The 16,482-nt window shown below is 57.5% G+C and carries 16 protein-coding genes; 14 read left to right on the top strand and 2 right to left on the bottom strand.

Annotation, left to right across the window (positions count from 1 at the left end; genetic code table 11):
• Positions 1–47: 47 nt before the first annotated feature.
• On the bottom strand, positions 48–914 hold the full coding sequence (yghU, locus tag AB3U87_RS06405; protein WP_394148711.1) for a glutathione-dependent disulfide-bond oxidoreductase: 867 nt from the start codon (positions 912–914) through the stop codon (positions 48–50).
• Positions 915–1,113: 199 nt separating this feature from the next.
• On the opposite strand from yghU, the gene AB3U87_RS06400 reads away from it, so the two are divergent.
• The 11 genes from AB3U87_RS06400 (at position 1,114) to AB3U87_RS06350 (ending at position 11,973) form a co-directional block, all read left to right on the top strand.
• Complete coding sequence (locus tag AB3U87_RS06400) at positions 1,114–1,797, top strand: DNA-3-methyladenine glycosylase I (RefSeq protein ID WP_253455454.1); 684 nt, start codon at positions 1,114–1,116, stop codon at positions 1,795–1,797.
• 280 nt (positions 1,798–2,077) lie between these two features.
• Positions 2,078–3,667 (top strand): peptide chain release factor 3, encoded by a 1,590-nt coding sequence (gene prfC / locus AB3U87_RS06395; protein ID WP_253455451.1) that lies wholly within the window; start codon positions 2,078–2,080, stop codon positions 3,665–3,667.
• 291 nt (positions 3,668–3,958) lie between these two features.
• Complete coding sequence (osmY, locus tag AB3U87_RS06390) at positions 3,959–4,573, top strand: molecular chaperone OsmY (RefSeq protein ID WP_125290474.1); 615 nt, start codon at positions 3,959–3,961, stop codon at positions 4,571–4,573.
• 105 nt (positions 4,574–4,678) lie between these two features.
• Positions 4,679–4,840: a DUF1328 domain-containing protein gene (locus AB3U87_RS06385; protein ID WP_071995405.1), complete on the top strand. Its 162-nt coding sequence runs from the start codon at positions 4,679–4,681 to the stop codon at positions 4,838–4,840.
• Between the two features lie 340 nt (positions 4,841–5,180).
• Entirely contained in the window at positions 5,181–6,212 is a 1,032-nt protein-coding gene (locus AB3U87_RS06380; RefSeq protein WP_253455449.1) for a patatin-like phospholipase family protein, read from the top strand.
• Entirely contained in the window at positions 6,209–6,979 is a 771-nt protein-coding gene (locus tag AB3U87_RS06375; RefSeq protein ID WP_369895248.1) for a TatD family hydrolase, read from the top strand. Before AB3U87_RS06380 ends, AB3U87_RS06375 begins: the two co-directional genes overlap by 4 nt.
• 327 nt (positions 6,980–7,306) lie before the next feature.
• Positions 7,307–8,086, top strand: a complete 780-nt coding sequence (deoC, locus tag AB3U87_RS06370; protein WP_394148710.1) for a deoxyribose-phosphate aldolase — start codon at positions 7,307–7,309, stop codon at positions 8,084–8,086.
• A 103-nt stretch (positions 8,087–8,189) separates the two neighbouring features.
• Positions 8,190–9,512 carry a thymidine phosphorylase gene (gene deoA, locus AB3U87_RS06365; RefSeq protein ID WP_253455443.1) on the top strand — a complete coding sequence of 441 codons (1,323 nt, stop codon included), beginning with the start codon at positions 8,190–8,192 and terminating at the stop codon, positions 9,510–9,512.
• A gap of 61 nt (positions 9,513–9,573) precedes the next feature.
• On the top strand, positions 9,574–10,797 hold the full coding sequence (deoB, locus tag AB3U87_RS06360) for a phosphopentomutase (RefSeq protein ID WP_301252413.1): 1,224 nt from the start codon (positions 9,574–9,576) through the stop codon (positions 10,795–10,797).
• Positions 10,798–10,852: 55 nt separating this feature from the next.
• On the top strand, positions 10,853–11,572 hold the full coding sequence (deoD, locus tag AB3U87_RS06355; RefSeq protein ID WP_125290481.1) for a purine-nucleoside phosphorylase: 720 nt from the start codon (positions 10,853–10,855) through the stop codon (positions 11,570–11,572).
• A gap of 212 nt (positions 11,573–11,784) precedes the next feature.
• A complete protein-coding gene (locus AB3U87_RS06350; protein ID WP_253455439.1) occupies positions 11,785–11,973 on the top strand; it encodes a hypothetical protein in 189 nt (62 codons plus the stop codon).
• Between the two features lie 31 nt (positions 11,974–12,004).
• On the opposite strand, the gene AB3U87_RS06345 is transcribed toward AB3U87_RS06350, so the two are convergent.
• Positions 12,005–12,658, bottom strand: coding sequence for a YtjB family periplasmic protein (locus tag AB3U87_RS06345; protein WP_253455437.1), 654 nt, complete (start codon positions 12,656–12,658; stop codon positions 12,005–12,007).
• Positions 12,659–12,766: 108 nt separating this feature from the next.
• Between AB3U87_RS06345 and serB the strand changes: the two genes are divergently transcribed.
• From serB to nadR, 3 genes are all read left to right on the top strand, one after another.
• Positions 12,767–13,744, top strand: coding sequence for a phosphoserine phosphatase (gene serB, locus AB3U87_RS06340; protein WP_125290483.1), 978 nt, complete (start codon positions 12,767–12,769; stop codon positions 13,742–13,744).
• Between the two features lie 9 nt (positions 13,745–13,753).
• The gene (gene radA, locus AB3U87_RS06335; protein WP_369895258.1) at positions 13,754–15,136 is read left to right on the top strand and encodes a DNA repair protein RadA; all 1,383 of its coding nucleotides are present in this window, start codon (positions 13,754–13,756) and stop codon (positions 15,134–15,136) included.
• Positions 15,137–15,211: 75 nt separating this feature from the next.
• On the top strand, positions 15,212–16,453 hold the full coding sequence (gene nadR / locus AB3U87_RS06330; protein WP_125290485.1) for a multifunctional transcriptional regulator/nicotinamide-nucleotide adenylyltransferase/ribosylnicotinamide kinase NadR: 1,242 nt from the start codon (positions 15,212–15,214) through the stop codon (positions 16,451–16,453).
• The last annotated feature ends 29 nt before the right edge of the window (positions 16,454–16,482 follow it).

Raw genomic sequence — 16,482 nt, 5'->3', positions numbered from 1 at the left:
AGCGACCCGTAGCGCTGTAATAATCTGCGCGCTACGGGCCTGGCCTGTTACTTCGCCAGCTTGTCTTCGGTACGCAATTCAAAATCAGAGGCATCGTGGCGCTCGTGCAGCTGTTCGGCTGGCTCGCCCCAGGTGCGGTTGACGATGCGGCCACGCTGAACGGCAGGGCGCTGTGCAATTTCATCGGCCCAGCGTTGCAGGTTCTTATACGATCCTACATCCAGGAACTCGGCTGCGTTGTACAGATCGCCCCGAACCAGCGCGCCATACCATGGCCAGATGGCGATATCAGCGATGGTGTAATTTTCACCCGCAATATAGCGGTTCTCCGCCAGCTGGCGATCCAGCAGATCGAGCTGACGTTTGGCTTCCATGGTAAAGCGGTCGATGGCGTATTCGATTTTTACCGGCGCGTAGTTATAAAAATGACCAAAGCCACCGCCCAGGTAAGGTGCAGAGCCCTGTAGCCAGAACAGCCAGTTCAGCGTTTCGGTACGGCCTGCCGGATCTTTTGGTAAAAAGTGGCCATATTTCTCTGCCAGATAAAGCAGGATGGCGCCGGATTCAAACACGCGGGTCGGTGGCGTGGTAGAGACATTCAGCAGCGCCGGGATTTTAGAGTTCGGGTTCACTTCTACAAAGCCGGAAGAGAACTGATCGCTGTCGCCAATGCGGATCAGATGCGCATCGTATTCGGCATCGTTAACGTTCAGCGCCAGCAGCTCTTCCAGCAGGATAGTAACCTTCTGGCCGTTAGGCGTACCCATAGAATAGAGCTGCAAAGGGTGTTTGCCGATTGGCAGAATAGCTTCGTGGCGCGAACCGGCGGTCGGGCGGTTAATGCTGCCCCAGGTGCCGCCTGCATTTTTGTTCTCCGACCAGACTTTAGCCGGCTGATAATCGTTGCTGCTCATAAAATTTTCCCTTTTCACGGTTGGATGGCGTAGCGGGACTGACTTCTCGCTGTTAATGGTCTAAAAATAGCGTCGATTGCCGCACTGCACCAAAAGCGGTTGTTACAGCTGATGTCAGATATAGCACCGCTACCGCGCAGACGTTTATCTGGAAAGAGCGATCGCTACGGTAATTCAGATACTTCCGTAAGGAGAGAGAATGAAGCACGACAAAGCCGCATTAAAACAGGCGGGGCTGACGCTGTCCGAGGATGGTCGCGTGTGCTGTTACTGGCAACCGTCAATGCCGGACTATCACGATAATGAATGGGGCAGGCCGGTTGTGGACGATCGTCGTCTTTTTGAAAAAGTCTGCCTTGAAGGCTTTCACTCGGGGATGTCGTGGCAGCTCATCTATAACAAACGGGAAAATTTTCGTCGGGCCTTTGCCGACTTCGATTTTCATCAGGTGGCGACGTTCACGAAAGACGACGTCGCCCGGCTGATGGCGGATAAAAGCATTGTGCGCAATCGGGCGAAAATTCTTTCCACTATTAACAACGCGCAGCGGGCTATTGAGCTGCTTAACGAGGCGGGATCGTTGGCGGAGTGGTTCTGGCAGTTTGCGCCCGGGCCTGATGCCCGACCGGAAATTATCGATCTGGCGTACTGGCAGCAAACCAAAACGTCGCCGGAAGCGACAAAGATGTCAAAAGCGTTAAAAAAGCGCGGCTGGACATGGGTCGGGCCGGTAACCGCCTATTCGCTAATGCAGGCGCTGGGCCTGGTGAACGACCATCTGACAGGTTGTGAATGCCGTAGGGCGGTAGAGGCGGCAAGGGAAAAGGCCTGCTTGCCTTGTGCTAACCAGCACGAGTTAACATCGTACTCTGAAAAAGAATAAAAGGTACGGACCGATCAGGAGAGTGAGAAAATTGTCTGGTAAGCCGCCATCGCCGCTAGACGTAAAAAGAGACTTCGTCCTTTAGCGCCGCTGGCTTCCGCTGACGGGCGCACTTTTACGCCGCGCTTTGCGGCCTTTCTTCCATTTACGCCAGGCATTCGCCGTTGTGGATTGTGTATAGCGTCCGAATCGGCGAAAATGCCGGCCATTGATGATTAATCGCCTGTGTCTTCCTGCGCAAACCGCGCAGCGGCGGCACAGCACCAAACAGAGTTTTTTCATGTCAAATGCACCTTTTATGCAAGAGGTGGCTCGTCGCCGCACTTTTGCCATTATCTCGCACCCGGATGCCGGTAAAACCACCATCACCGAAAAGGTGCTGCTGTTCGGACAGGCGATCCAGACCGCCGGTACGGTAAAGGGACGCGGCTCCAGCCAGCACGCGAAATCCGACTGGATGGAGATGGAAAAGCAGCGTGGTATTTCGATCACCACCTCCGTGATGCAGTTTCCCTATCGCGACAGCCTGGTCAACCTGCTGGATACGCCGGGACACGAAGACTTCTCGGAAGATACCTACCGCACGCTGACGGCGGTCGACTGCTGCCTGATGGTTATCGATGCCGCTAAAGGCGTTGAGGATCGTACCCGCAAGCTGATGGAAGTCACCCGCCTGCGCGATACGCCGATCCTGACCTTTATGAACAAGCTGGACCGTGATATCCGCGATCCGATGGAAGTGCTGGACGAGGTGGAAAGCGAGCTGAAGATTGCCTGCGCGCCGATCACCTGGCCAATCGGCTGCGGCAAGCTGTTCAAGGGCGTTTATCACCTCTATAAAAACGAAACCTATCTTTATCAGTCCGGTAAAGGCCACACCATTCAGGAAGTCCGTGTGGTGAAAGGGCTGGATAACCCGGAGCTGGACGCCGCCATTGGCGAAGAGCTGGCGGCACAGCTGCGCGAAGAGCTGGAGCTGGTCCAGGGCGCGTCGCACGAGTTTGAGAAAGAAGCGTTCCTGAACGGCCAGCTGACGCCGGTGTTCTTTGGTACCGCGCTGGGCAACTTCGGCGTGGATCATATGCTGGATGGCCTGGTGGAGTGGGCGCCGTCGCCTATGCCGCGCGCCACCGATACCCGTACCGTTACCGCCGCAGACGAGAAATTCACCGGCTTCGTGTTTAAGATCCAGGCGAATATGGATCCGAAACACCGTGACCGCGTGGCCTTCCTGCGCGTGGTTTCCGGCAAGTATGAAAAGGGCATGAAGCTGCGTCAGGTTCGTCTGGGCAAAGACGTGGTGATTGCCGACGCGCTCACCTTTATGGCGGGCGATCGCTCGCATGTTGAAGAGGCGTATCCGGGCGATATCATCGGCCTGCATAACCACGGCACCATTCAGATCGGCGATACCTTTACCCAGGGCGAGAACATGAAGTTCACCGGTATTCCGAACTTCGCGCCGGAACTGTTCCGTCGTATTCGCCTGCGCGACCCGCTCAAGCAAAAGCAGCTGCTGAAAGGGCTGGTGCAGCTGTCGGAAGAGGGCGCGGTACAGGTGTTCCGTCCCGTGCACAATAACGATCTGATTGTAGGCGCGGTCGGCGTGCTGCAGTTTGACGTGGTGGTGGCGCGACTGAAAAGCGAATACAACGTCGAAGCGATCTATGAGTCGGTCAACGTCTCTACCGCCCGCTGGGTGGAATGCAGCGATGCGAAGAAGTTCGACGAGTTCCAGCGTAAAAACGAGGTAAACCTGGCGCTGGACGGCGGCGATAACCTGACTTATATCGCGCCGACCATGGTCAACCTGAATATTACCCAGGAACGCTATCCTGACGTGGTGTTCCGCAAAACGCGCGAACACTAACAGGCAGCCTACATACGGTTACCCTGACAGGCGGCGCTTCGGCGCCGCTTTTTTTTGCCCGCTGTTGTTCAGATCCCACCTTACAGACTCATCTTAAAAAAATCCGCTTTTGCCCATTTATCCGCCATATCAACCACAAAGGGCAGCAGAATTCAGATCAGCGTCTATATTTATTTCAACAGGACGCAAAATATGTGGCGCGGTTGCTACAAAGCCTGACTACTGCAGTCACGCCGTTTGTGACTGAAAGCTCACAGTTGTGGGTGCATCAACCTAAGAAGGAAGAGATCGATGAACAAGACTAAGATTGCTAAAACTCTGATGGCTGCTCTGGTAGGTTCTGCACTGGTTAGTGGCGCTGCGATGGCAGAAGACACCACTACGCCAAAAGTACAGTCCACGACCGACAGCGCGGGTTCTAAAATCGATAGCTCTATGAAAAAAGTCGGTGGATACATGGATGACAGCGGCGTGACCGCCAAGGTGAAAGCTGCCCTGGTTGATAACGACGCTATTAAAAGTACGGATATCTCAGTCAAAACTCATGAAGGCGTCGTGACGCTGAGTGGTTTTGTCGCTTCTCAGGATCAGGCTGAACTGGCCGTTTCCGAAGCGAAAAAAATTGAGGGCGTAAAATCCGTCAGCGATAAACTACACGTTAAAGACAGCGCAAAAAGCAGCGTCAGCGGCTATGCCGGTGATGCAGCAACAACCAGCGAAATTAAAGCTAAACTGTTAGCGGATGACATCGTACCGTCCCGCAACGTGAAAGTTGAAACCACCAACGGTGTGGTTCAGCTTTCCGGTTCGGTAAAAACCCAGGCACAGTCAGATCGTGCTGAAGGCATTGCCAAAGCGATTGAAGGCGTCAAGAGCGTGAAAAACGATCTGGCGGTGAAATCGTAATACCGGCGCGGGCTGGCTATTACGGCCAGCCCGTGACGGCGCCGTCGTCAGGCAGAAATCAATAACAGATGATGTTCGATTTTAATATAGGGTAAGGAGAAGCTTATGTTTCGTTGGGGTATTATCTTTCTGGTTATCGCACTGATCGCCGCTGCATTAGGTTTCGGTGGTCTGGCAGGTACGGCAGCATGGGCAGCGAAAATTGTCTTCGTTGTCGGTATCATTATCTTCCTGATCAGCCTGTTTACCGGCCGCAAGAAGTTATAGCTTTAACGCTCTCCACGGCAGCGTCAGCGCTGCCGTGGGAAGAAACGTCTCGCCCGTCTGCACTTCCTCTCTTTTCCCCGTTTACTTCTCGCTGCATTTTTTTCCCACGTTCATGTCACGCTGCATTTTTTTCCACGTTCATGTCACGCTGCATTTCGTCACTTTTTACCTGCGTTCATTTCACGCTGCATTTCATTACCTTTTTGCCCCGCGTTCATTTCTCGCTACACTTCGTCACGCTTTTCACTCCCCGCATTAACACTCATAGCAATAAGCGCCAAACCGCCGCCACTACGTGAGCGTATCCTCACCGCATTAGCTATCAGAGGGAGGGAGAAAGGTGGGCAGACGCATTCCGATTACGCTCGGCAATATTACGCCGTTGGCGCTGGCACCTTTTCATCCGGGCAAGCTCGCTCTGGTCTGTGAAGGCGGCGGACAGCGCGGGATTTTTACCGCAGGCGTACTGGACGAGTTTCAGCGGGTTGGTTTTAATCCTTTTGACCTGATGATTGGTACTTCCGCAGGCGCGCAGAACCTCTCTGCATTTATCTGCGGTCAGCCTGGCTATGCCCGGCGGGTGATCACGCGCTATACCACCAGCAAACTTTTCTTCGATCCGCTGCGCTTTGTGCGCGGCGGCCATCTGATCGATCTGGACTGGCTGGTGGATATTACCGCCAAAGAGTTTCCGCTGGCGATGACGGCGGGCGAAGAGGCGTTTTCCCGGGGGCGCGAGTTTTACATGTGCGCCTGCCGCAGCGACGACTATTCGCCCGGCTACTTTGCCCCCACCGCAGCGAACTGGCTGAACATCATCAAAGCCTCCAGCGCCATTCCCGGCATGTATCGACCCGGCGTCGATCTGGAAGGCATCAGCTACCTGGACGGCGGAATCAGCGATGCGGTGCCGGTACGCGAAGCGGCGCGGCGCGGTGCCGACACCATAGTCGTCATCCGAACCGTGCCGTCGCAGATGACCTATACGCCGCAGTGGCTGAAGCGCGTCGAGCGCTGGCTGGACAAAGGCGCGCTACAGCCGCTGGTTAATATCATGCACCTGCATGAAGAGAGCTACCGCCAGACCCAGCAGTTCATTAACGAGCCGCCTGGCGATCTGAATATCATTGAAATCTTCCCGCCGCGCGCGCTGGCAAGCATGGCGCTGGGCAGCCGCATCGCCTCGCTCAATCAGGACTATCACCTGGGCCGTCGCTGCGGCCGTTATTTTTTGGCTACAATAGGGCAGTGGTTGCAGGGTGAAGCACAGGCTACTGCGCCAGTGGTGCCGGACGTGCCGCCCGCCAATGAACCGGCGATCGTACCACCGGCGAGCAATGATGATGATTTTCCTGAAGGATCGCTGGCATGACTTTTGTCGATACGCACTGTCACTTTGATTTTCCGCCCTTCTGCGGCAACGAGGCGGAAAGCCTGCGGCTGGCGGCGGAAGCCGGGGTGGAAAAGATCATTGCGGTGGGCGTTTCGGCGGATCGTTTTGCCGGGGTGCTGGCGTTGGCGGAAAAGTATGCGCCTTTATACGCGGCGCTGGGTACGCATCCGATGGCGATTGCCGGCCATCAGGAAGCGCATCTGCAACAGCTGGAAGACCATCTACGGCAGGGTTCGTCGAAGCTGATAGCGATCGGCGAGATCGGGCTGGATCTTTATATTGAAAACCCGCAGTTCGACAAGCAGCAGGCGGTGCTGGAGGCGCAGCTGCGGCTGGCAAGACGCTATGATTTGCCGGTGATCCTGCATTCAAGGCGCACGCACGACAAGCTGGCGATGCAGCTGCGCAAGCTCGATTTGCCCGCGCGCGGCGTGGTGCACGGCTTTGCCGGTAGCGAGCAGCAGGCGTTAGCCTTTATCCGCGAAGGCTTTGCCATTGGCGTCGGCGGCACTATCACCTACGAGCGGGCCAGCAAAACCCGCAACGCTATTGCACGTTTGCCGCTGACCTCGCTGCTGTTAGAAACCGATTCGCCCGATATGCCGGTGCAGGGTTTTCAGGGCCAGCCAAACCGTCCCGAAAGAATCAAGCACGTCTGGCAGAGCCTGTGCGAGATCCGCGATGAATCGCCGCAGGAGATTGCCGACACCCTTCGCGAAAATACCCGCCGACTGTTTCGGATCTGAAGCTGCCTGCTTCTACAGAGAATAAAGCCGCTGCGCCTGCGGGCTGGCATACCTGAACGATACTATAAAGAAATAGCCGGTACTGCATCCCTCACCGTTTTCGGCTGCTGTAATGTTACTATCATAACATTTTATGATATCTCGTGGAGCGGCTCACGTGCCGGGCTTCAGGATGATGGTGTTATCCCGTGCTGGGGTGCGCTATAATTATCCTTACAGCAGCGGCCTCAATGTGAAAGCTATCACAGACGAAGCCCGGAACGAATGTTACTATCCTAACATTGTCCCTGTGCTGCGCCCACGCCAACCGCCTTTTCGGAGAAAACCATGACTGATTTAACCACCGCCGCCGTTCGCGCGCTGAAGCTGATGGATCTGACCACCCTGAACGACGACGATACGGACGCCAAAGTGGTTGCGCTGTGTCATCAGGCCAAAACGCCTGTTGGCGAGACGGCGGCCATCTGCATCTATCCCCGTTTTATTCCGATTGCGCGTAAAACGCTGCGCGAGCAGGGCACGCCGGATATTCGTATCGCTACCGTGACTAACTTCCCGCACGGCAACGACGACATCGAAATCGCACTGGCGGAAACGCATGCCGCTATCGCCTACGGCGCTGATGAAGTGGACGTAGTTTTCCCTTACCGCGCGCTGATTGCCGGTAACGAAGAGGCCGGCTACGACATGGTTTACGCCTGCAAAGAAGCCTGCACCGACGCGGGCGTGCTGCTGAAGGTCATTATCGAAACCGGCGAGCTGAAAACAGAAGAGCTGATCCGTAAAGCGTCTGAAATCGCTATCGATGCCGGTGCAGACTTTATTAAAACCTCTACCGGCAAAGTCGCGGTTAACGCCACGCCGGAAGTGGCGGAAATCATGCTGCGGGTTATCGCCGAAAAAGGCGTAAAGCACCAGGTTGGCTTTAAGCCGGCGGGCGGCGTGAAAACCGCTGAAGACGCGGCTATCTATCTGAAGCTGGCGGACGATATCCTGGGCGAAGAGTGGGCCGACGCGCGGCATTTCCGCTTTGGCGCCTCCAGCCTGCTGGCCAGCCTGCTGAACGCGGCCGGTCATGCTGGCGTAAAAAGCGATTCCGCTTACTAATCCACCTTCATAAACGGGTCAGCCCGCCTGCCGAAATAAGCGGGCGCCCGTCAACCCAGCCCGGACGCGACGGCCGGGCCATCAAACCTCACCAGGGGGTAACGTGTTTCTGCCACAGGAAATTATTCGTAAAAAAAGAGATGGTCAGGCGCTGAGCGAGGAAGAAATTCGCTTCTTTATTAACGGTGTACGCGATAATGCGGTATCGGAAGGACAAATTGCCGCGCTGGCGATGACCATCTGGTTCCATGATATGACGCTGCCGGAGCGCGTGGCGCTGACGATGGCAATGCGCGATTCCGGCTCGGTGCTGAACTGGCAGAGCCTGGGGCTGAACGGGCCGGTAGTGGATAAGCACTCAACCGGCGGCGTGGGCGATGTCACCTCGCTGATGCTTGGCCCGATGGTGGCGGCCTGCGGCGGCTATGTGCCGATGATCTCCGGGCGCGGCCTTGGTCACACCGGCGGCACGCTGGATAAGCTGGAGGCGATCCCCGGCTTCGATATCTTCCCGGAAGATCACACCTTCCGTAATATTATCAAAGAGGTTGGCGTGGCGATTATCGGCCAGACCAACTCGCTGGCGCCGGCCGACAAGCGCTTCTACGCCACGCGCGATATCACGGCGACCGTTGATTCCATTCCGCTGATCACCGCCTCGATCCTGGCGAAAAAGCTCGCCGAAGGGCTGGATGCGCTGGTGATGGACGTTAAAGTCGGTTCAGGCGCTTTTATGCCGACTTTTGAGCAGTCTGAAAGCCTGGCACAGGCGATTGTCGGCGTGGCCAACGGTGCAGGCTGCAAAACTACCGCGCTGCTGACCGATATGAATCAGGTACTGGCCTCCAGCGCGGGCAACGCGCTGGAAGTGCGCGAGGCGGTGCGCTTCCTGACCGGCGAATACCGCAATCCGCGCCTGCTGGAAGTGACGATGGCGCTCAGCGCCGAAATGCTGCTGTCAGGCGGGCTGGCGGCCGATCGCGATGAAGCCATGCGTAAGCTTCAGGCGGTGCTGGATAACGGCCGCGCGGCGGAAGTGTTTGCGCGCATGGTGGCCGCGCAAAAAGGCCCAACCGACTTTATCGACAGGCTGGACAGCTACCTGCCCGCGCCGATGCTCAGCAAAGCGGTGTACGCCGACCGGCCCGGCATCGTCAGCGCAATGGATACCCGTGCGCTGGGGCTGGCCGTAGTGGCGATGGGCGGCGGTCGTCGTCGCGCCAGCGACAGTATCGACTACAGCGTAGGGCTGAGCGAGATGGCGCAGCTGGGCGACAGCGTGGACGGCCAGCGGCCGCTGGCGGTGATCCACGCTGCCAGCGAAGCGAGCTGGCAGGAGGCCGCCGCCGCAGTGAAACAGGCGATAACCCTGGCAGAAAAATCACCGCAGCCGACGCCAGTTATTTATCGCAGAGTGACGCAATAAACGGCATACTGTTCCGATCGATAAAATTTAGCTCATCGCGTTAACAACGCAGGAGACCACGATGAAACGTGCATTTATTATGGTGCTCGACTCTTTCGGCATTGGGTCAAGCAAAGACGCTCATAAGTTTGGCGATGAAGGTTCCGATACGCTGGGGCATATTGCCGAAGCCTGCTTTAAAGGCGAAGCGAATATCGGCCGCAAAGGGCCGCTGCATCTGCCCAATCTTACCGCGCTGGGCTTAGGCAAAGCGGCGGAGGCCTCTACCGGTAAGTTCCCATTGGGGCTGGATAAAGACGCTGAAATTATCGGCGCCTACGCCTATGCCAGCGAGCTGTCGTCGGGCAAAGATACGCCTTCCGGCCACTGGGAAATCGCCGGCGTGCCGGTGCTGTTTGACTGGGGCTACTTCACGGAAAAAGAGAACAGCTTCCCGCAGGCGCTGCTGGACGAGCTGGTAGAAAAAGCGGGCCTGCCTGGCTATCTGGGCAACTGCCACTCTTCCGGCACGGTGATCCTTGACCAGCTGGGCGAAGAGCATATGAAAACCGGCAAGCCGATTTTCTATACCTCTGCCGACTCGGTGTTCCAGATCGCCTGTCATGAAGAAACCTTTGGCTTACAGCGCCTGTACGATCTCTGTGAAATCGCCCGCGAAGCGCTGACCGAAGGCGGCTATAACATTGGCCGCGTGATCGCACGTCCGTTTGTGGGCGACAAAGCGGGGCATTTCGAACGTACCGGCAACCGTCACGATCTGGCCGTTGAACCGCCTTCGCCCACCATCCTGAAAAAGCTGGTGGAGGAAAAAGGCGGCGAAGTGGTCTCCGTGGGCAAAATCGCCGATATCTATGCGCACGTCGGCATCACCAAAAAAGTGAAGGCGACCGGGCTGGACGCGCTGTTTGACGCGACCGTGCAGGAGATGAAAACGGCGCCGGACAACAGCATCGTCTTTACCAACTTTGTGGATTTCGACTCCACCTGGGGCCACCGTCGCGACGTGGCTGGCTACGCGGGCGGCCTGGAGCTGTTTGACCGTCGTCTGCCGGAGCTGATGGCGCTGGTACAAGAGGGCGATATTTTGATCCTCACCGCCGACCACGGCTGCGATCCAACCTGGCAGGGCACGGAACATACCCGCGAGCACATCCCAATTTTGATTTACGGCCCGAACGTTAAGCCAGGCTCGCTGGGATACCGTGACACTTTTGCGGATATCGGTCAGACTGTCGCAACGTATTTTGGCCTGTCCGCAATGGAATATGGCAAAAGCATGCTGTAATCAGCGCAACGTAACACGCCGGTGCAAGCCGGCAAAAAGTAAATAAGGATAAAAGATGGCTACCCCTCATATTAACGCAGAAATGGGTGATTTCGCTGACGTGGTGCTGATGCCGGGCGATCCGCTGCGCGCAAAGCACATTGCGGAAACCTTTTTGCAGGATGCCGTGGAAGTCAATAACGTGCGTGGGATGCTGGGCTATACCGGCACTTACAAGGGCCGCAAAATCTCCGTGATGGGCCACGGCATGGGCATTCCTTCCTGCTCAATCTACGCCAAAGAGCTGATCACCGAATTCGGCGTGAAGAAGATTATTCGCGTAGGCTCCTGCGGCGCGGTTCGTGAAGACGTGAAGCTGCGCGATATCGTGATCGGTATGGGTGCCAGCACCGATTCCAAAGTGAACCGCATGCGCTTCAAGGATCACGATTTCGCGGCCATCGCCGATTTCGATATGGTGCGCGACGCGGTAGACGCGGCGAAAAACCTGGGCGTGGAAGCACGCGTCGGCAACATCTTCTCCGCCGATCTGTTCTATACGCCGGATCCGCAGATGTTCGACGTGATGGAAAAGTACGGCATCCTGGGCGTGGAAATGGAAGCAGCGGGCATCTATGGCGTGGCGGCGGAGTTCGGCGCGAAAGCGCTGGCTATCTGTACCGTTTCCGACCATATCCGCACCCATGAGCAGACCTCGGCGGCCGAGCGTCAGACCACGTTTAACGACATGGTTGAGATCGCGCTGGAATCCGTTCTGCTGGGCGACAAAGCCTGATTTAAGTGGCCGCTGCCCTCAGCGGCCGTTGGCTAAAACCGGTCGGAGAATCGACCGGTTTTCCCGTAAAAGTATCTATTCATCTTTCCCGCTCGTTTTTTGCTATTGTCCTTTATCCTCAGACAATTAAGTGATAAGTATCTATTCATGAATCTATTCATGGTGGGTCATTATGTCTGCAATAACGTCACTTTTGCTGCACGGCCCGCTTGATGCCGCCGCAGATTGCCCTCGATCCCGCCGTGCCGCGCGAGGTGTGGTTTCGGGCATTAGCAATGGCGCAGCGCTACTGGCAGATGATTGCCGCAGGCGCTGAATGGAGTAATGAGTTTTGCCGGATTGCGGCGGCTATGCAGCAGACGCTGAACGCGCTGCCGCCGCAGATTGAGCGAATGGCGTAAGAGGTGAAGGCCGCCCGGAAAAAAGCGACCGCTAGCTTTTATCCGCAGGCGCGTCGTCGCCGTTATCTTCTTTTACCGGACGGTTAGCGGTAAGCAGAAAGGGCGACTGCTGCCAGCGCGTGCGGCGATCCCGCAGCAGCGTACGGGTAAGGATAATGCCGATAGCCAGCGCCAGCAGCATCATCAGGCGCAGGATATTGGTGGTGTTATCGACCTGCCGCGAATCCGTCACCAGCACGTGGGTATCCAGCGTGACGCGCAGAAAACCGCGCGGCCCGTCAGCGCTGGCCAGCGGCTCCACCAGCTGATGGTTGAAGTAGCTGCCGGCCCGTTGTCCGTCCAGCGCCAGCCGGTCGCGCACGTTAATGGTTTCGCCGCTGCGCGCCAGCAGCGTGCCGCTGTCGTCATAGACTGATGCGTCCAGAATGCGGCTCTCTTTGGTCAGCTGTGCGAGAACATCGATAATCTTCTGATGGTTGTCATCGCTGTTTTCCATCAGCGGCGACAGGCTAAAGGCGACCTGGCGAGTCAGCGTGCGCGCCAGCTCCTCCACCTGCTCCGAGCGGGCCATCTGATGGCCCATGCTGAACCATGATGCGCCCTGCATCAGCACGACCAGCAGCGCCAGGCAGATCAGGACGATTACCGTGCGGTGCAGCCGAAATGTTAGTTTGGCTTTTGCCATTTTTGCCCTTCACCTATTGTCCGGAAACGGAACCGCATTTATGTTGCCAGAAGCGGGCGAGACAGGGTAGCCTCTTGCGTGATTAAACTGTCCCCTACAGGAGCTGTAATGCCAAATAGTCTGACCTGGTGCGACCTGCCTTCGGATGTCTCTCTCTGGCCGGGTTTACCTCTTTCCCTCAGCGGCGATGAAGTGATGCCGCTGGATTATCGCGCTGGCCGCACCGGCTGGCTTCTGTATGGGCGCGGCCTGAATAAAGATCGCCTGACGGCGCTACAGCACAGGCTGGGGGCGGCGATGGTTATCGTCAGCGCCTGGGCGGTGGAGGACTATCAGGTTATCCGGCTGGCGGGCTCGCTGACGCCGCGCGCGGCCAAACTGGCGCACGAAGCCGGGCTGGACGTGGCGCCGCTGGGCCGTATTCCGCACCTGAAAACGCCGGGTCTGCTGGTAATGGATATGGATTCCACCGCTATCCAGATTGAATGTATCGACGAGATCGCCAAACTGGCGGGCAGCGGCGAGCTGGTGGCGGAAGTGACCGAACGCGCGATGCGCGGCGAACTCGATTTTACCGCCAGCCTGCGCCAGCGCGTGGCTACACTTAAAGGCGCCGACGCCAATATTCTGGCACAGGTCAGGGCGGAAATGCCGCTGATGCCGGGTCTCAGTTCGCTGGTGCACAAGCTCCAGGCGCTGGGCTGGCAGGTGGCGATCGCTTCCGGCGGCTTTACCTATTTTGCGGAATACCTGCGCGATAAGCTGCGCCTTTCCGCGATTGTGGCGAACCAGCTGGAAATCCGCGACGGCAAGCTGACCGGCGAAGTGCTGGGCGATATCGTCGATGCGAAATACAAAGCCGAGACGCTGCGAAAGCTGGCGAAGCGCTTTGAGATCGCGCCGGAACAAACCGTGGCAATTGGCGACGGCGCCAACGATCTGCTGATGATCCAGGCGTCCGCGCTGGGCATTGCCTATCACGCCAAGCCGAAAGTTAACGAAAAAACAGAAGTTACCATCCGTCATGCTGACCTGTTAGGCGTGCTCTGCATCCTGACCGGCAGCCTGATCCATGAAGAACGCTAAGGGGTAGATTTGGCCAAAGCGGTAAAGCGCGCCTTTGTTTGTAATGAATGCGGCGCAGATTATCCACGCTGGCAGGGGCAATGCAGCGCCTGCCAGGCCTGGAACACCATCACCGAGGTGCGCCTGGCGGCGTCGCCAACGGTGGCGCGTAACGAACGTCTGACCGGCTATGCGGGCAGCGCCGGCCCAAGCCGCGTGCAAAAACTGTCGGACATCAGCCTGGAGGCGCTGCCGCGCTTCAGCACCGGCTTTAAGGAGTTCGACCGCGTGCTGGGCGGCGGCGTGGTGCCGGGCAGCGCCATCCTGATCGGCGGCAGCCCCGGCGCGGGGAAAAGTACGCTGCTGCTGCAAACGCTCTGCAAGCTTTCCGAGAACATGAAAACGCTCTACGTCACCGGCGAGGAGTCGCTGCAGCAGGTGGCGATGCGCGCGCACCGGCTGGGTTTGCCGACCGCCAATCTGAATATGCTTTCGGAAACCAGCATTGAGCAGATCTGCCAGATCGCCGAGCAGGAAGAGCCGAAGCTGATGGTGATCGACTCCATTCAGGTGATGCATATGGCGGATATCCAGTCCTCGCCCGGCAGCGTGGCGCAGGTCAGGGAAACCGCCGCCTACCTGACCCGCTTTGCGAAAACACGCGGCGTGGCGATCGTGATGGTCGGCCACGTTACGAAAGACGGCTCGCTGGCGGGGCCAAAGGTTCTGGAACACTGCATCGACTGCTCGGTGCTGCTGGATGGCGATGCGGATTCGCGTTTTCGCACCCTGCGCAGCCATAAAAACCGCTTCGGCGCGGTGAACGAGCTGGGCGTGTTCGCCATGACCGAACAGGGGCTGCGGGAAGTCAGCAATCCTTCCGCCATCTTCCTCAGCCGCGGCGACGAGGTCACCTCCGGCAGTTCGGTAATGGTGCTGTGGGAAGGCACGCGGCCGCTGCTGGTTGAGATCCAGGCGCTGGTGGATCACTCGATGCTGGGGAATCCACGACGCGTGGCGGTCGGCCTGGAGCAGAACCGTCTGGCGATCCTGCTGGCGGTGCTGCATCGTCACGGCGGTCTGCAAATGGCCGATCAGGACGTTTTCGTCAACGTGGTCGGCGGCGTGAAGGTCACGGAAACCAGCGCCGACTTAGCGTTAATGCTGTCGATGGTCTCCAGCCTGCGCGATCGCCCTTTGCCGCAGGATCTGGTGGTGTTTGGCGAGGTCGGGCTGGCCGGAGAAATCCGTCCGGTGCCGAGCGGCCAGGAGCGTATTTCCGAAGCGGCCAAGCACGGCTTCCGTCGCGCCATTGTGCCCATTGCCAACGTGCCGAAGAAAACGCCGGAGAACATGAAGGTGTACGGCGTGAAAAAGCTGGCCGACGCGCTGGCGATCCTCGACGAGCTTTAACTTAAAAGCGGAGCGTGTTGCGCGCTCCGCATTTCAAAGCGGCGGAACGTACGCCCGTTATGCAGGAGGCACCCGGTGTCGTCATTTGATTATCTGAAAACGGCTATTCGCCAGCAGGGCTGTACGTTGCAGCAGGTGGCGGAAGCCAGCGGCATGACCAAGGGCTACCTCAGCCAGCTGCTCAACGCCAAGATCAAAAGCCCCAGCGCGCAAAAGCTGGAGGCGCTGCACCGCTATCTTGGCCTGGAGTTTCCGCGCCGTGAAAAAACCATCGGCGTGGTGTTCGGCAAATTCTATCCGCTGCATACCGGCCACATCTATCTGATCCAGCGCGCCTGTAGTCAGGTTGACGAGCTGCATATCATTATGGGCTACGACGAGTCGCGCGACCGCGAGCTGTTCGAGGCCAGCGCCATGTCGCAGCAGCCGACCGTCAGCGATCGCCTGCGCTGGCTGCTGCAAACTTTTAAGTACCAGAAAAATATCCGTATCCATTCGTTTAACGAAGAGGGCATGGAGCCTTATCCGCACGGCTGGGACGTCTGGAGCCGGGGCATCAATGACTTTATGGAAAACCACGGTATTGTCCCCAATCGGGTTTATACCAGCGAAGAGCCGGATGCGCCGCAGTATCAGCAGCATTTGGGCATTGAGGCGGTGCTGATCGATCCTAAACGATCCTTTATGAACATCAGCGGCGCGCAGATCCGCCAGGATCCTTTCCGCTACTGGGAATATATTCCGACGGAAGTAAAACCGTTCTTTGTGCGCACGGTGGCTATCCTGGGCGGCGAGTCGAGCGGTAAATCGACGCTGGTTAACAAGCTGGCAAATATTTTTAACACTACCAGCGCCTGGGAATTTGGCCGCGACTACGTGTTCTCGCACCTGGGCGGCGACGAGATGGCGCTGCAATATTCTGACTACGATAAGATCGCGCTGGGCCAGGCACAGTACATCGATTTTGCGGTGAAATATGCGAACAAGGTCGCCTTTATCGATACCGACTTTGTGACGACCCAGGCCTTCTGTAAGAAGTATGAGGGGCGCGAGCATCCTTTTGTGCAGGCGCTGATTGATGAGTACCGCTTTGATTTGGTGATCCTGGTCGAGAACAACGTCCCCTGGGTAGCGGACGGGCTGCGTAGCCTCGGCAGCTCGGTGGATCGCAAAGAGTTCCAGGCGCTGCTGGTTTCCATGCTGGAGGCGAACAATATCGATTTTGTGCACGTCGAGCAGGATAGCTACGACGAGCGCTTTCTGCGCTGCGTGGAGCTGGTACAGGAGATGCTGGGCGCGCGTTCAACCGGCGGCTGAGCGAATAAAATAAAGGGAGCGAAGCACGC

Source organism: Erwinia plantamica (assembly GCF_043420595.1).
GTDB classification, from domain to species: Bacteria; Pseudomonadota; Gammaproteobacteria; order Enterobacterales; family Enterobacteriaceae; genus Erwinia; species Erwinia aeris.
Note: the sequence above shows the minus strand (reverse complement) of the source record. Positions and strands in the feature narration are given on the sequence as shown.

Excerpts from the sequence above, each read along its gene's own strand:
- yghU (WP_394148711.1), bottom strand. The coding sequence starts at position 914 with ATGAGCAGCAACGATTATCAGCCGGCTAAAGTCTGGTCGGAGAACAAA.
- AB3U87_RS06400 (WP_253455454.1), top strand. The coding sequence starts at position 1,114 with ATGAAGCACGACAAAGCCGCATTAAAACAGGCGGGGCTGACGCTGTCC.
- prfC (WP_253455451.1), top strand. The coding sequence starts at position 2,078 with ATGTCAAATGCACCTTTTATGCAAGAGGTGGCTCGTCGCCGCACTTTT.
- osmY (WP_125290474.1), top strand. The coding sequence starts at position 3,959 with ATGAACAAGACTAAGATTGCTAAAACTCTGATGGCTGCTCTGGTAGGT.
- AB3U87_RS06385 (WP_071995405.1), top strand. The coding sequence starts at position 4,679 with ATGTTTCGTTGGGGTATTATCTTTCTGGTTATCGCACTGATCGCCGCT.
- AB3U87_RS06375 (WP_369895248.1), top strand. The coding sequence starts at position 6,209 with ATGACTTTTGTCGATACGCACTGTCACTTTGATTTTCCGCCCTTCTGC.
- deoC (WP_394148710.1), top strand. The coding sequence starts at position 7,307 with ATGACTGATTTAACCACCGCCGCCGTTCGCGCGCTGAAGCTGATGGAT.
- deoB (WP_301252413.1), top strand. The coding sequence starts at position 9,574 with ATGAAACGTGCATTTATTATGGTGCTCGACTCTTTCGGCATTGGGTCA.
- deoD (WP_125290481.1), top strand. The coding sequence starts at position 10,853 with ATGGCTACCCCTCATATTAACGCAGAAATGGGTGATTTCGCTGACGTG.
- AB3U87_RS06350 (WP_253455439.1), top strand. The coding sequence starts at position 11,785 with ATGCCGCCGCAGATTGCCCTCGATCCCGCCGTGCCGCGCGAGGTGTGG.
- AB3U87_RS06345 (WP_253455437.1), bottom strand. The coding sequence starts at position 12,658 with ATGGCAAAAGCCAAACTAACATTTCGGCTGCACCGCACGGTAATCGTC.
- serB (WP_125290483.1), top strand. The coding sequence starts at position 12,767 with ATGCCAAATAGTCTGACCTGGTGCGACCTGCCTTCGGATGTCTCTCTC.